This is a genomic window from Bifidobacterium anseris, assembly GCF_002860345.1.
GTDB classification, from domain to species: domain Bacteria; phylum Actinomycetota; class Actinomycetes; order Actinomycetales; family Bifidobacteriaceae; genus Bifidobacterium; species Bifidobacterium anseris.
This window is the reverse complement of sequence record NZ_NMYC01000001.1, coordinates 60,382-75,576: the sequence shown is the minus strand read 5'-3', so window position 1 is coordinate 75,576 and position 15,195 is coordinate 60,382. Positions and strand designations below refer to the sequence as shown.

The 15,195-nt window shown below is 65.7% G+C and carries 11 protein-coding genes; 4 read left to right on the top strand and 7 right to left on the bottom strand.

Features of this window, described 5'->3' with window-relative positions; translation table 11 throughout:
* Positions 1-114 precede the first annotated feature (114 nt).
* Positions 115-1,077 carry an L-lactate dehydrogenase gene (locus tag CGZ88_RS00330; RefSeq protein ID WP_101670840.1) on the bottom strand — a complete coding sequence of 321 codons (963 nt, stop codon included), beginning with the start codon at positions 1,075-1,077 and terminating at the stop codon, positions 115-117.
* 238 nt (positions 1,078-1,315) lie between these two features.
* Entirely contained in the window at positions 1,316-2,809 is a 1,494-nt protein-coding gene (gene hflX / locus CGZ88_RS00325) for a GTPase HflX (RefSeq protein ID WP_051198615.1), read from the bottom strand.
* A 102-nt stretch (positions 2,810-2,911) separates the two neighbouring features.
* Here hflX and CGZ88_RS00320 point away from each other — a divergent pair, with 102 nt between their 5' ends.
* The 3 genes from CGZ88_RS00320 (at position 2,912) to CGZ88_RS00310 (ending at position 8,960) form a co-directional block, all read left to right on the top strand.
* On the top strand, positions 2,912-3,544 hold the full coding sequence (locus CGZ88_RS00320; protein ID WP_026645196.1) for a class I SAM-dependent methyltransferase: 633 nt from the start codon (positions 2,912-2,914) through the stop codon (positions 3,542-3,544).
* A gap of 87 nt (positions 3,545-3,631) precedes the next feature.
* Positions 3,632-7,672 carry an ATP-dependent RNA helicase HrpA gene (gene hrpA / locus CGZ88_RS00315; protein ID WP_101670839.1) on the top strand — a complete coding sequence of 1,347 codons (4,041 nt, stop codon included), beginning with the start codon at positions 3,632-3,634 and terminating at the stop codon, positions 7,670-7,672.
* A gap of 382 nt (positions 7,673-8,054) precedes the next feature.
* Complete coding sequence (locus tag CGZ88_RS00310; RefSeq protein WP_423734402.1) at positions 8,055-8,960, top strand: hemagglutinin; 906 nt, start codon at positions 8,055-8,057, stop codon at positions 8,958-8,960.
* Between the two features lie 299 nt (positions 8,961-9,259).
* Here CGZ88_RS00310 and glnA read toward each other — a convergent pair whose 3' ends face one another.
* Positions 9,260-10,597: a type I glutamate--ammonia ligase gene (gene glnA, locus CGZ88_RS00305; protein ID WP_026645199.1), complete on the bottom strand. Its 1,338-nt coding sequence runs from the start codon at positions 10,595-10,597 to the stop codon at positions 9,260-9,262.
* Between the two features lie 133 nt (positions 10,598-10,730).
* Between glnA and CGZ88_RS00300 the strand changes: the two genes are divergently transcribed.
* The gene (locus CGZ88_RS00300) at positions 10,731-12,188 is read left to right on the top strand and encodes a DUF2252 domain-containing protein (protein ID WP_423734390.1); all 1,458 of its coding nucleotides are present in this window, start codon (positions 10,731-10,733) and stop codon (positions 12,186-12,188) included.
* A 131-nt stretch (positions 12,189-12,319) separates the two neighbouring features.
* Here CGZ88_RS00300 and priA read toward each other — a convergent pair whose 3' ends face one another.
* The 4 genes from priA to hisB form a co-directional block, all read right to left on the bottom strand.
* Positions 12,320-13,051, bottom strand: coding sequence for a bifunctional 1-(5-phosphoribosyl)-5-((5-phosphoribosylamino)methylideneamino)imidazole-4-carboxamide isomerase/phosphoribosylanthranilate isomerase PriA (priA, locus tag CGZ88_RS00295; RefSeq protein WP_101670838.1), 732 nt, complete (start codon positions 13,049-13,051; stop codon positions 12,320-12,322).
* 88 nt (positions 13,052-13,139) lie between these two features.
* Positions 13,140-13,787 (bottom strand): imidazole glycerol phosphate synthase subunit HisH, encoded by a 648-nt coding sequence (gene hisH, locus CGZ88_RS00290; RefSeq protein ID WP_101670837.1) that lies wholly within the window; start codon positions 13,785-13,787, stop codon positions 13,140-13,142.
* Positions 13,788-13,835: 48 nt separating this feature from the next.
* A complete protein-coding gene (locus CGZ88_RS00285) occupies positions 13,836-14,567 on the bottom strand; it encodes a hypothetical protein (protein WP_101670836.1) in 732 nt (243 codons plus the stop codon).
* Complete coding sequence (gene hisB / locus CGZ88_RS00280; RefSeq protein ID WP_026645203.1) at positions 14,567-15,166, bottom strand: imidazoleglycerol-phosphate dehydratase HisB; 600 nt, start codon at positions 15,164-15,166, stop codon at positions 14,567-14,569. The genes CGZ88_RS00285 and hisB overlap by 1 nt, the downstream gene beginning before the upstream one ends.
* Positions 15,167-15,195 lie beyond the last annotated feature (29 nt).

Here is a 15,195-nt window from a genome sequence, read left to right as displayed (position 1 = left end):
ACCTCTACCCTACCTTGCATCCCGCCTGCATGCCGCCTGGACAAAACGGCGAGGGCCGGGCTTTCGATCAACCAATCAATCGAAAGCCCGGCCCATAATGCCGTTGTTCGCGGATCAGAAGCCGAACTGCGCGGCCGTTTCCTTGAGCGTCTCGGCGGAGCGCTTGAGCTCGGCAAGCTCGTGCTCGGAGACCGGCGTGTTGATGCGCGAGTTCACACCGTTGCGGTTGAGCAGCGTCGGCACTGACATGCACACGTCGGAGATGCCATGGAAGTCGGACAACAGCGACGAGACCGGCAGGATGCGGTTCGAATCCTTGAGGATCGCGTCGATGATGTCGACGCCGGACATCGCGATCGCGTAGTTCGTCGCGCCCTTGCCGTTGATGATCTTGTAGGCGGCGTTCTTGACCTCCTGATGGATCTGCTCGCGCATCGCGGCGTCGAGCGGGGCGTGGCCCGGCAGCGGCTGCCAGTCGCACATCGGGACGCCGCCGATCGTCGCGGACGCCCACAGCGGGACTTCGGAGTCGCCGTGCTCGCCGGCGATGTAGGCGTGGACGTTCTTGACGTTGACGCCGGTCTGCTGCGCGATCAGGAAGCGCAGACGGGCGGAGTCGAGGTTCGTGCCCGAGCCGAAGATCTGGTTCGACGGCAGGCCCGAGAGCTTCATCGACACGTGGGTGACGACGTCGACCGGGTTCGTGATGAGCATGTAGATCGCGTTCGGGGCGACCTTGACCATGTTCGGGATGATCGACTTCATGATGTTGATCGTCGCGCCGGCCAGGTCGAGGCGCGACTGGCCCGGCTTCTGGCGTGCGCCGGCGGTGATGACGACCATGTCGGCGTCGCGGCAGACCTCCGGGTCATCGGATCCGTCGATCGAGACGGTCGGGAAGAAGCTCGAACCGTGCTGCATGTCGAGCACCTCGGCCTCGACGCGTTCCTTCGCGATGTCCTGAAGGACGATCTCACGGGCGACGCCGCGCTCGGCGGCCGCGAAGGCGAGTGTGGAGCCGACGGCGCCGGCGCCGACAATCGCGAGCTTTGTGGGCTTAATGGGTGAATCCACCATGATAACCTCTCAATAATCACCGAAGATCCGCTTGTGGCGGATGCGTACTTCATTCGCTGCTCACTGTAGCAGACGGCCCCCTTGTTCACGCTTCGAAAAATGGCGCCATCGGCGCCCCCGCCGCCTTTTCCCCCCCCCCCGTGCCGACAACGCTGTCAGCGACTTGCGCGCCGGACGGCATGCGCGTTGGGGCGCCCCGCCCGCGCGAACGTGCGCAGCCGGGGCATATTGCGTGTCGTCAGCCCTCGTCGACGGCCTGTTCCATCACCTGCGCGGCGAGGTGCTCGTCGACGTCCGCCTGCAGCATGACGCCGTCGTCGCGGTATTCGACCGATCCGACGTCGCCGTATTCGCGGATCCTCGACAGCAGCGAGCCGGCCGTGTACGGCAGCAGCGCCTCGACGTGCACGTTCGGCTTGGGCAGCATCCCCTCGACGTGCGCGCGCAGCGCGTCGACGCCGTCGCCGCTCGCCGACGAGACGAGGAACGCGTCCGGCGCGAGCCGGTGCAGCCGTTCGCGCGTCACGTCATCGATGAGGTCGGTCTTGTTGAACACGGTGACGACCGGAAGCCGCTCGACGCCGTCGATCGTGCGCAGCACCTCGTTGACGGCGTCGATCTGCCCGAAGGGGTCGGGATGCGACGCATCGACGACATGGACGACGAGGTCGGCGTCGGCAATCTCCTCGAGCGTCGACTTGAAGGCCTCGACGAGCTGCGTCGGCAGCCTGCGCACGAAGCCGACCGTGTCGACGTACGCGTACAGGCGCCCGTCCTTCGCGCGCGCACGGCGCACGGCCGTGTCGAGCGTCGCGAACAGCGCGTTCTCGACGAGCTCGTCGGAGCCGGTGAGCCTGTTCGTCAGCGACGATTTGCCGGCGTTCGTGTAGCCGACGACGGCGATCGTCGGCAGCCCGTACTTGCGCCGCGAGCCGCGCTTGACCTCGCGCGACGGCGCCATCTGCGCAATCTGGCGGCGCAGATGCGCGATGCGGGTGCGGATGACTCGGCGGTCGAGTTCGATCTTCGTCTCGCCCGGGCCGCGCGAACCGATGCCGCCGTCGGCGCCGGCGGCGCGTCCGCCCGCCTGACGCGACAGCGCCGCGCCCCAGCCGCGCAGACGCGGCAGCATGTACTGCAGCTGCGCGAGCTCGACCTGCGCCTTGCCTTCGCGCGATGTCGCGTGCTGCGCGAAGATGTCGAGGATGACGGCCGTCCTGTCGACGACCTTGACCTTCGTCGCGTCTTCGAGCGCACGCCGCTGGCTCGGCGGCAGATCATCGTCGACGATGATCGTATCGGCCTCGTTGATTGCAACGATGTCGGCGATCTGCTTGGCCTTGCCGGCACCCACATACGTCGCCGGATCCGGCCGCGAGCGCTGCTGCAGCACGGCGTCGCACACGACGGCGCCCGCCGTCTGCGCGAGCGCGGCGAGTTCGCGCATTGATTCCTCAGCCTCGCGCTGCGAACCGGTGCGCGCCGACCAGACGCCGACGAGCACGACGCGTTCGAGGCGCACCTTGCGGTACTCGACTTCGGTGACGTCCTCGAGTTCGCCGAGGCCGATGACGTGCTTGAGTTCGTTGCGCGATTCCCTTTCGCGCCAGATTTCGCTTTCGGCGCCGTCCGCATGCCCTTCCTCGAGCAGCACGTCGGACTGGTCGGCGAGCACGTCGCGGTGTCCCGGCTCCGCGAAGGCTGCCTGTGCTTCGTCGTCGAAGGTGTTCAATGTGGTCAAATACTACCTCGTCCTTGCTTGGAAACTTACTGAGTCCTGATTATCATCGGATAAGCAGACATGCCAGTATACAGCAGAGCGAGGCGGAGCACCATGGCGCACATCGAATCCCCACAGGCGAACGAACAGTATTTCTCGGCCTCCCCTTCCTCTAAGGACGTGCGCCATGAGATGCACGTGACGCTGCGCGGCCACGAGGCACGGGTCGAGACGTCGAACGGCGTCTTCTCGGCGCATCGCGTCGATCTGGGCACGTCGGTGCTGCTGCGTCACGCGCCGCAGCCCCCGGAGCGCGGCGACTTCCTCGACATCGGCTGCGGATGGGGCGCGATCAGCCTCGCGCTTGCGCTCGAGTCGCCGCAGGCCGAGGTCTACGCGATCGACGTCAACGAACGCGCAATCGAACTGACCGAACGCAACGCCGAACTCAACGGCTGCACGAACATCCACGTTGGCGACGCCGACGACGTCCCGGAAGGGCTCGAGTTCGAGCTCATCTGGTCGAATCCGCCGATCCGTATCGGCAAGGAGGAGCTGCACACGCTGCTGATGACGTGGCTGCCGCGCCTGGCGCCGGACGGCTACGCGTATCTCGTCGTGCAGAAGAACCTCGGCTCCGATTCACTGATGCGCTGGCTCGCCGACGCGCTGTCCGACGCCTACGAGGTCGACAAGTACGCGAGCTCGAAAGGCTACCGCGTCATCGAAGTCCATCGCCTGCACTGATCGTTTCATTTTCGGGCAGCTGGCCGTTGCGGCCACGCCGATCACACCAAACTTAAAAATTACGGAAAGCACAACGCACAGCATCATATGAAATTCTCGTATCCAGAAGAACTGCCGGTCAGCGGCGCGCGCGACGCGATCGCCGAGGCCGTCACCCACGCGCAGGTCGTCATCGTCTCCGGCCAGACCGGCTCGGGCAAGACGACGCAGCTGCCGAAGATCCTGCTCGAACTCGGCCGCGGCTCGCACGGCCGTCAGATCGTGCACACGCAGCCGAGACGCCTCGCCGCGCGCACCGTCGCCGAACGCATCGCGAGCGAACTGGGCGTGCGTCTGGGCGACGAGGTCGGCTATCAGGTGCGCTTCACCGACGAGTCGTCGCCGAAGACGCGGCTGCGCGTCGTCACCGACGGCATCCTGCTCGCTCAGATCCAGCGCGACCCAAAACTCACGCGCTACGACACGATCATCATCGACGAGGCGCACGAGCGCACGCTCAACATCGACTTCCTGCTCGGCTATCTGACGGCGCTGCTGCCCGAGCGGCCCGACCTCAAGCTCATCATCACGTCGGCGACGATCGATTCGGTCAAGTTCCAGAAGCATTTCGAGGACGCGTTGAAGCGCCCGGTGCCGGTCATCGAGGTCTCCGGACGCACCTATCCGGTCACGATCTGCTACGAGCCGCTCGGCGGCGCGCCGTCGCTGATGGCGCATGTGCCCGGATTCCCCGACGTGCGCACGGACACGGCGGGCGGCGAACGCGACGCGGACACCGACACGCCGACCGCCGTCGCGCGCGCCTGCGCCGAACTCGTGACTGTATCGGCGCACGACCGCGGCCCGCGCGACATCCTCGTCTTCGCCGCTGGCGAGCGCGACATCCGCGACTACGAGCAGGCGATCCGCCACGCCTTCGGCCCGCGCTGCGCCGACATGCGCCGCCCCGACGCGATCGAGATCATGCCGCTGTTCGCCCGTCTGAGCGCGAAGGACCAGCATCGCGTCTTCGAATCGCACCCCCATCAGCGCATCGTCATCGCGACGAATGTCGCCGAGACGTCGCTGACGGTGCCGGGCATCCGCTACGTCGTCGACCCCGGCCTGGCGCGCATCTCGCGCTATTCGAAGAGCGCGAAGGTGCAGAGGCTCCCAATCGAGCCGATCTCGCAGGCGAGCGCCGACCAGCGTTCGGGCCGCTGCGGACGCATCGCCGACGGCATTGCGATCCGCCTGTATTCCGCCGAAGATTACGAAAGCCGTCCGCGGTTCACCGAACCGGAGATCCTGCGCACGTCGCTCGGCGCCGTCGTGCTGCACATGCTGTCGGTCGGCGTCGCGCACACGGCGCGCGACATCACCGATTTCGGCTTCATCGACCCGCCGGACATGAAGTCGGTCTCCGACGGCATCAACGAGCTGACCGAGCTGCAGGCGATTTCACGCACACGCGGCGACATCCGTCTGACGCACACCGGACGCCAGCTGGCGCGCATCCCGATCGACGTGCGTCTGGGACGCATGCTCATCGAGGCGGCCCGTTCGACGACGCCGAACACGCTCGCCGCGCTCATCGTCGTCGTCGCGTTCCTCAGCCTGCAGGATCCGCGCGAACGTCCCGAGGAGGCGCGCGACGAGGCCGACCGCATCCACAACCGCTACGTCGACCCGACAAGCGACTTCCTGACGGCGCTCAACATCTGGGACCGCGCGTTCGGCGCCGACGGCGAACGCAGCGGCAACGCGCTGCGCCGCCTGTGCAAAACCGAGTTCCTCCACTATCTGCGTATGCGCCAGTGGCGCGACCTCGTTACGCAGCTGCGCGAACTGTGCCGCGAACTCAAGTTCAAGGTCGGCGAGCCGATCCCGGTCTCGCGTCCCGACGAGGCGGTGCGCGCGCTGCCGATCAACCAGCAGGCCGCGCATGCGCTGTGCTGTTCGTGGGACGCGCAGGGCATCCACCGTTCGATGCTCGCCGGTTTGCTGTCGATGATCGGTATGCAGGTCGTGCGTGAGCCGAAGGCCTCCGATTATGCGAATCTCAAGGGCGCCGCGCGCGCACGTGCGCTCAAGCGCGCCCAGAAGATGGCGAAGAACGATTATCAGGGCGCGCGCGGCACGCATTTCGCACTGTTCCCCGCCTCGGCCGTCGCCAAGTCGACGCCGCCGTGGGTCATGAGCACCGAACTCGTCGAGACGAGCCGCCTGTGGGCGCGCTACAGCGCGCAGATCGACCCGGCGTGGGCGGAGCCGCTCGCCAAGGGGCTGACGCGCACGACCTACGCGCAGCCGCACTGGTCGACGTCGCGCGGCAGCGCCGTCGCCGAGGCGAAGGTGCTGCTCTACGGCCTGCCGATCGTGCAGGGACGGCAGGTGCAGTGGGGGCGCATCAATCCGCTCGAGGCGCGCGACTTCCTGATTCGCCAAGGTCTCGTCGAAGGCGAGATCCAACAGCGCTTCGCCTATGACGGCTTCGTCGAACGCAACCGCCAAATCGTCGCCGACGCGCAGGACGACGCCAGCCGCACACGTCAGCTCGCGCAGAGCGTCAACGACGAGGATCTCTTCGACTTCTACAACGCGCTGATCCCGCAGGACGTGACGAGCGTCGCCGATCTGGGCGCATGGTGGAAAAAGGAGCACGAGACGCATCCGCATCTGCTCGACTTCGATCCATCGAAGGTCGAGCGTCTGCTCGACGCCGAATCCTACGATCCGGGCGATTTCCCCGACCATTGGGTCACCGTCGGCTCCGATGGCCGCGCGATCGAACTGCGGCTGAGCTACGTCTATGACACGAACGACGAGGCCGACGGCGTCAGCGTCCATATCCCGATGACGGCGCTGTCGCGCATCTCGCCGCAGGAGTTCAGCTGGAACGTGCCCGGATTGCGCCGCGAGCTCATTATCGCGCTGATCAAGGCGCTGCCGAAGACGCTGCGCGTGCAGTTCGTGCCCGCGCCGGACACGGCGGCGAAGATCGACGACTGGATCGGCGCGCATTATCCTCAACAGCCCGGTTCCGGCACACGCGAGCACCCGGCTGAGGCACCCAACGACGGTCAGTGGCCCGATTTCCTGCATGTGTTCACGAAGAGCGCGATCAGCGTCGTCGGCGCGCAGATCCACCCCGAGGTCCTCGACGACCTCGCCGTGAAACTGCCGCCGTATCTGCGCATGACCTTCGTCATCGAACAGCCGATGCCGCGTCCAAAGCACGGACGGCGGCGCGAACGCGTCATGCCGAAGGTCGTCGCGAGCGGCAAGTCGCTCGCCGAGCTGCAGCGCCGTTTCGCCGCCGAAGCACAGGTCTCGGCGCGTCAGGTCGTCAAACGTCAGGCGCAGCAGGCCGCCGACGCCGGAGCGATCGTCAAGCAGGCGGACCTGCTGCGCAACGCCGGCGCGACAACCAAGTCGCGCGAGCAGATGCTGTGGGACGGCGCGCTCGACCGTCTGCGGCTGCCCGCCGAACGCATCTCGTCGCGTTGGCTCGGCGCCGAGGCGCTGCGTCTGGCCGCCGCGCCCTACGACGACACGAAGCAGCTCGTCGAGGATCTGCAGCGCGCCGCCATCAAACGGCTGCTGCCGGACATCGGCGCGCTCAAGGACGACGCGGCGCTCGCACAGGCCGTCGCCGGCGTCGAACAAGTCTACGAGGACACCGTCTACGCCGTCGCCAAGGACGTCGTCGCGATCCTCGAACAGTACGCGAAGGTCGACAAGGCGGTGAGCGGGCCGGCGGATCTGCCGATGCTGTCGGTGCTCCAATCGATCCGCGAACACGTCGCGACACTCGTCAACCCCGGGTTCATCGGGCGCACGCCGCCGCTCTCGCTGCCGAGGATCGGCGTCTATCTGCGCGCCGACCTGATGCGCCTCGACAAGGCGAAAGCCGACAAGAACCGCGACGTGCGCTGGGCGTGGCAGGCCGACGAGGCGAAGCGTCTCGTCGACGACGCGATGGCGAAGGCGGACGCGATGCCCGCCGGCGCCGCGCGCGACGAGTCTCAGGCGAAGGCGATGCGCGCGCGGTGGCTGCTGGAGGAGTTCTACGTATCGCTGTGGGCGCAGGAACTCGGCACGAACCAGCCGGTGAGCGTGCAGCGCATCGCGAAGGCGTTGCGCTAATCACAACAAACGCGAGAGAACAGCAACGGCGCGAGAGGACGGGAAAGGAAGAACGATGGCAGCATCGAAGGGCACACCGAGGCAGGGGCCGAGCAAGCCGCGCCGCACGAAGCCCGCGCAGCCGACGTCGGGTTCGACGCGGCCGGCAGGGTCACGCAAGCCGAAGCCGGCGCCAGCGAAAGGCGGCAGCGGCACGGCGCGCAAATCGGCGGGAGCAAAGTCGAGTTCGGCAAAGTCGAGCTCGGCGAAATCCTCGTCTGCCGGGCGGACGTCGGCGCAATCATCGGCGCGGCAGTCATCGGCGCGGAAATCATCGACGAAGACAACGTCGACGAAGAAATCATCAGCGAAACGCTCGTCTCACAGCGGCTTTGCGTCGCGTATCGCCGACCGACGCCAGCAGTCACATGCGCGGCGCTCCTTCGCGACGCTCATCGCACGTTGGAAGAGCGGGTCGACGGTTGAACGCGCGACGATGGCGACCTTCGGCGCGCTCGCCGCGATCGTCGTGATCGCGCTCGTCGTCGCCATCGGCAACCTCATCAGCGCCCGCGTCGAACTCTCCGAGGCGAAGGCACGGCAGGTCGAACTCACCGAAGCCTATGATTTCAATCCCGGCGATATCATCTCGGACAGCCAGTTCTTTGACGGCGACGCGATGGACGAGACGCAGGTGCAGACCTTCCTCGACGAGCAGGGGGCCGCATGCACGAAGGATTCGTGTCTGCGCGCGCGGCGGTTCAAGGTCGAACGGCGCGAGGCGAACGACTACTGCCGCGAATACCCGGGCTCGAAGCGGGCGCAGTCGGCGGCCGCGATCATCACGGCGGCGTCGCAGGCCTGCGACGTCTCGCCGAAGGTGCTGCTCACGGTGCTGCAGAAGGAGCAGCAGCTCGTCACCGCGACGAATCCGAAGGAATTCCAGTTCAAATCGGCGATGGGCCTGAGCTGCCCCGACGACGACCACTGTGATCCCGAATACGCCGGGTTCTTCAAGCAGGTCTTCGGCTCGGCGGAACGCTACCAGTACTATGTACGCCATGAGGATCGCTACGACTTCCACGCCGGACGGCTCAACTTCGTCCGCTTCAATCCGGACGTCGCATGCGGTGGCGCGAACGTGTACATTGAGAACAAGGCGACGGCTCTGCTATACATCTACACGCCCTACCAGCCGAACGACGCGGCGCTCGCCGCCGGCGCCGGCGAGGGCGACTCCTGCTCGACCTACGGCAACCGCAATTTCTCAATCATCTACTCCAACTGGTTCGGCGATCCGCGCCAATGACATGGCGTGGGCGGCAGTCGGCGGTTGAGATCAACCACAGACTGCCACGGACGGCTACACAGACGGCAGTCCGTGATTAGCCTCAACCACTAACTGCCATCAACGGTCGCCGAAACGGCAGCCGGTGATTAAACTCAACCACTAACTGCCACGTACAGCCGTACAGATGGCAGTCGGTGATTGAACTCAACTACAGACGCATACAAAAACGGCAGTCGGCGATCAAACTCAATCACCGACTGCCGTTGTATACCGCCATAATCACACTGCCGCGCGCGAAACGCGCCGGCAGCGCGCAATCACAGCTTCGCGAGGTACTTGCGCAGCTCGAAGGGCGTCACCTGACTGCGGTACTCCTCCCACTCCTTGCGCTTGTTGCGGATGAAGTATTCGAAGACGTGCTCGCCGAGGACATCGGCCACGAAATCAGACTTCTCCATGATGCGCAGCGCCTCGTCGAGCGATTCGGGCAGCGGCTGGATGCCCATCGCCTGACGTTCGGCGTCGGTGAGCTCCCAGACGTCGTCGCTCGTCGGCTCGCCGAGCTGCATCTTCTTCTCGATGCCGTCGAGGCCGGCGGCGAGCAGCACCGAATACGCCAGATACGGGTTCGCCCCCGGATCGAGGGCACGGAACTCGATGCGCGCCGAATTGCCCTTGCCCGGCTTGTACTGCGGGATGCGCAGCAGCGCGGAACGGTTGTTGTGGCCCCAGCAGATGTAGCTCGGTGCCTCGTTGCCGCCCCATAGACGCTTGTACGAATTGACGAACTGGTCGGTGACTGCGCAGATCTCCGCCGCGTGATACAGGATGCCGGCGGCGAACTGGCGTGCCGTCAGCGACATGTTGAACTCCTGACCCGCCTCGTAGAACGCGTTCGTGTCGCCTTCGAACAAGCTCAGATGCGTATGCATGCCCGAACCCGGCGCATCGGCGAGCGGCTTGGGCATGAAGCTCGCATGGATGCCGCGTTCGAGCGAGATCTCCTTGACGACGGTGCGGAAGGTCATGATGTTGTCGGCGATCGTCAGCGCGTCCGCGTAGCGCAGATCGATCTCGTTCTGACCCGGGCCGGCCTCATGGTGCGAATACTCGACCGAGATGCCCATCTGCTCGAGCATGTTCACCGTCGCGCGACGGAAGTCCATGCCGGGGCTGCGCGGCACATGGTCGAAGTAGCCGCCCTGATCGATCGGCACCGGCGTGAGCGACCAGTCGTCCTGCTTTTCGAACAGGTAAAATTCAATCTCCGGGTGCACGTAGAACGTGAAGCCCTTCTCCTTCGCCTTCGACAGCGCGCGCTTGAGCACGTGGCGCGGATCGGCGAGCGAGGGTTCACCCTCCGGCGAGAGTATGTCGCAGAACATGCGCGCCGTGCCCTGCGGGCCGCCGCGCCATGGAAGGATCTGGAAGGTGCTCGGATCGGGCTTGACGATCATGTCGTCTTCGGAGACGCGCGTCATGCCTTCGATCGCCGAACCGTCGAAACCGATGCCCTCCTCGAACGCCGCCTCCAGCTCCGCAGGCGCGATTGCGACCGATTTGAGCGTTCCCAACACGTCCGTGAACCACAGGCGAATGAAACGTACGTCGCGCTCTTCCACGGTCCTGAGCGCGAACTCTTGCTGTTTGTCCATGCGGCCCATCGTTCCATGCCGATGTTACGGAGGATGTTAACGACCATATGACGGACGAAGTTCGCCGCGACCATCTCCGCGACCGCCTCCATCCGCCGCCATCCGCGTCACCATCTGCGCTATCGTTACGGGTATGACGCACATGAACGGAAACATCGTCGTATCCACCCCCGACGACCCGGTCGTCGACATCACCACATGGCGGCAGTCGCCGACGCCGCGCTCGCGTGCGCGTGCCGGCATCGAGGCGCGTGCGAAGGCGCCGCTTGAATCGCACGCCGTATGGAAGGTCGTCAAGGATCGACGCGACGTCATCGGCCTGCTCGAGGAACAGTCGAAGACGCGTCTGCGCAGCCTCATCCCGCTGCGCTATTACCGGATGAGCGATTCGGCGTTCACGTTCTACCGCGGCACCGCGCTCATCATGGCGAACGACCTCGCGCGCACGCCGGTCACCGGCATCCCCGTGCAGGCGGTCGGCGACGCGCATATCGGCAACTTCGGCATCTTCTATTCGCCGACGATGCATCTCGTCTTCGACATCAACGATTTCGACGAGACGACGACGGGGCCGTGGGAATGGGACATCAAACGTCTCGCCGTCTCCGTCGAGATCTGCGGACGCGCGAACAACATCTATTCGAAGGACCGCCAGCAAGCGGTGCGCGACTGCGTGAAAACGTATCGTGACTACATCAACCAGTTCTCGCAGATGCGTTATCTGGACATGTGGTACGACCATCTCGACGTCGAGAACACGCTCGACCAGTTCGAATCGTCGGCGCACGGCAAGCGCAACCGCACGCTGCGCGCGGCCGTCATGAAGGCGAAGTCGAAGGATTCGGCGAGCGCGACCGCGAAGCTCACCTATCTCGACGGCGACGGTCTGCGTTTCCGTTCGATGCCGCCCGAGCTTGTGCCGATCCACGAACTCGAAGGCTACGACGACATCCACGCGCTGCAGCAGCGTCTCGACCAGCTGTTCGCGTCCTACCATGATTCGCTGTACGAAGACCGCCGTCATGTGCTCAGCCAGTATCGTTATCAGGACACGGCGCGCAAGGTCGTCGGCGTCGGTTCGGTCGGCACGCGCGCGTGGGTGTCGGTGCTCACCGGCCGCGACATCGACGATCCGCTGATGCTGCAGATGAAGGAGGCCACCGATTCCGTGCTTGAACGCTTCGTCGGCCGCAGCCCGTACCCGTCGCACGGCGAACGCGTCGTGCAGGGGCAGAAACTGATCCAGACGACGGCCGACATCATGCTCGGCTGGACGAAGTTCGTCGCCAACGACGGCAATCCGCGCGACTATTATGTGCGCCAGCTGTGGAACGGCAAGGGATCGATCGACATCAACCATCTGACCGCCGTCTCCCTCAACGACCTCGGCCGCATGTGCGCGTGGTGCCTCGCGCACGCGCACGCGCGCAGCGGCGACAGCATCGCGATCGCGAACTATCTGGGCGGCACCGACTCCTTCGACGTCGCGATGGCGAGTTTCGCCGACGCCTACGCCGACCAGAACGAGGAGGACTACCGCGTCTTCAAACGGATGATCAAGGACGGCGAACTGCCCTGTTCCAAGGACTGATGCCGCTCCCCTGCGACGCCGATCTTGGATACTACGACGAAGGCGGCGGCCGGCTGCGGAATCGATTCCGCGACCGGCCGCCGCCTTCATTGATGATTGCGCGCGTGTGATCGCGCGCGTGGGATTGCGTGTCACTCGCCGTTGGCGACGGCGAGTGCCTCCTCGAGCGTGAACGCGCCCGCGTAGAGCGACTTGCCGAGGATCGCCGAGTCGACGCCGTAGTCGGCGAGCGCAGCGATCGCGTGCAGATCGTCGAGTTTGGCGATGCCGCCCGAGGCGGTCACCTTCGCGTCAGTGCGTTCGCCGACTTCGCGCAGCAGATCGATGTTCGGGCCGCTCATCATGCCGTCGCGCGTCACGTCGGTGACGACGTAGCGCGAGCAGCCGGCGTCATCGAGGAACTTCATCGTCTCGAAGAGGTCGCCGCCCTCCTTGACCCAGCCGCGCGCGGCGAGCGTATGGCCGCGCACGTCGAGGCCGACGGCGACGCGGTCGCCGTATTCGGCGATGACGCGTGCCGTCCAGTCGGGGTTCTCGAGCGCGGCCGTGCCGATGTTGACGCGCGCGGCGCCGGCGTCGAGCGCGGCGCGCAGCGAATCGTCGTCGCGCACGCCGCCGGACATCTCGATGTGGACGCGATCGCCGAGTTCGTGGACGATCTCGCGCAGCTGCGCGCGGTTGTCGCCGGTGCCGAATGCGGCGTCGAGATCGACGAGGTGGATCCACTGCGCGCCGGCGTCCACCCAGGTGCGGGCGGCCTCGAGCGGCGAGCCGTAGTCGGTTTCGGATCCGGATTCGCCCTGGCGCAGGCGCACGGCCTTGCCGTCACGCACGTCGACGGCGGGAAGAAGGGTCAATGACATGGGTTCGTTTCCTTCAAATCAGTTGGTCGAATGGGTGGGATTGATCGAATGAGTGTATCGATGAGCTGGGTGGATCAACCGCCGTCGCTCACAGCACGGACGCCCAGTTGCGCAGCAGCTTGGCGCCGGCCTGCGCCGACTTCTCCGGGTGGAACTGCGTCGCGAACAGCGGGCCGTGCTCGTAGGCGGCGACGAAGCGGCTGCGCCCATAGTCGCACCAGGCGACGCGTTCGGGGGCGTCACCGAAGTCGATCATGTATTCGCTCGTGTCGGCCGGACGCACCTCGTGCGCCGCGTACGAGTGCACATAGTAGAAACGCTCATGCTCGATGCCGGCGAACAGGATCGAGTCGGCCGGAGCTTCGAGCGTGTCCCAGCCCATGTGCGGCACGACGTCGGCGTCGAGTTTCGTGACGGCGCCGCCGATCAGGCCGAGCCCCTCGCTTTCCTCTCCGTGCTCGTCGCCTTCGTCGAACATGATCTGTTCGCCGACGCATACGCCGAGCACCGGACGTTCGGCGCGCAGTCGGTCGTAGATGACACGGTCGCCGCTGACTTTGCGCAGACCTTCCATGCATGCGCCGAACGCGCCGACGCCGGGCACGACGAGGCCGTCCGCCTCAAGCGCCTGCCGGTAGTCCGAGGTCAGCGTCACGTCGAACCCCTGATCGGCGAGCGCGCGCACCATCGAGCGCACGTTGCCGAATCCGTAATCGAAAACGACGACCGTCTTCATGTTTGCCTTCCGCCTTTCGGATGTTCTGGTTTGTGGGTGCGGCCGCGCTCAGCGCGTTGCCTGATCGTCGGGCGGCGCCGGATGCGTGCGCATGAAGGCGCGCAGGCGCCTTTCGGCGTCCTGTTTCGTCGCGATGGACGCCGTGTCCACCGTCTCTCCCGCCTGCGCCTCGATGCCGGCGATGTCGACGAGGCCGATCATGTAGTCCTCGACGAAGGGTGCGAGCGTCGGGAACGCGAAGGGCGGCGGGATCTGTTCAACGGCCTCGCCGTCCGCGTAGATCGACGCCTCGATCTTGTCGGCGCGGTTGACGACGAGCAGCGCGTCCATGCCGGAGATGACCGTCGTCAGATCGTGGGCGGCCGTCTCCGGGGCGTTGCCTTCGAGATCGCGCAGGATGGCGACGGCACCGTAGCGGTCGCCGACGCACAGCGCGTCGATGTCGGCGAGGCGGCAGATTCCGGCGAGAAGCTCCGCGCTCGCCAGATGTGTGCATAGGACGGCGCCCTTCGCCTTGTTGCCGAGGATGCCCTGCAACTCGTCCTCGAAGTCGGCGCCGAGAACGTCGCCGTTTGCGGCGGCGCCGGCGTTCGTATCGCCATTCGCAGCGCCGTCCGCGCTCGCGTTCATGTCGGCGTTCGCGAACTCCTTTTCGAAGCCTTCGAGTGCGGCCTCGAGATCGGCGTCGTCGAAATGCGCGGCGTCGAAATCGGCGTCATCGAAGTCGTTGTTGCCGTCGAAATCGTCGTTGCCGTTCTTCTTGTCGTCGTCCGCGGCCATCACAGCGCGCCCTTCGTGCTCGGGACGCCGTCGACGCGCGGGTCTGGCTCGATTGCGAAACGCAGTGCGCGCGCGAAGGCCTTGAACTCGGCTTCGGCGATGTGATGCGGGTCGCGGCCGGCGATGAGCTGCAGATGCAGGCAGATATCGGCGTGGAACGCGATCGATTCCATGACGTGACGTACGAGCGAGCCGGTGAAGTGGCCGCCGATCATCGCGTACTGGAAGCCCTCGGGTTCGCCGGTGCACACGCAGTACGGGCGTCCGGAGACGTCGACGACGGCTTTCGCGAGCGCCTCGTCGAGCGGCACCGTCGCGTCGGCGAAACGGCGGATGCCGCGCTTGTCGCCGAGCGCCTGCTTGAGCGCCTCGCCGAAGACGATCGCCGTGTCCTCGACCGTGTGATGCGCGTCGATGTCGGTGTCGCCATGCGCGTCAATCTTCAGATCGATGAGCGAATGCTTGCCGAGCGCCGTCATCATGTGGTTGTAGAACGGCACCGTCGTGTTGATCTCGGTTTTGCCGGTGCCGTCGAGGTTGAGGCTCAGCTCGACCCTCGATTCGCTCGTTTCACGCACGATCGTCGCGGTACGTGCCATCGTCGCGTTCCTCCTGACTTGCTGTCTGC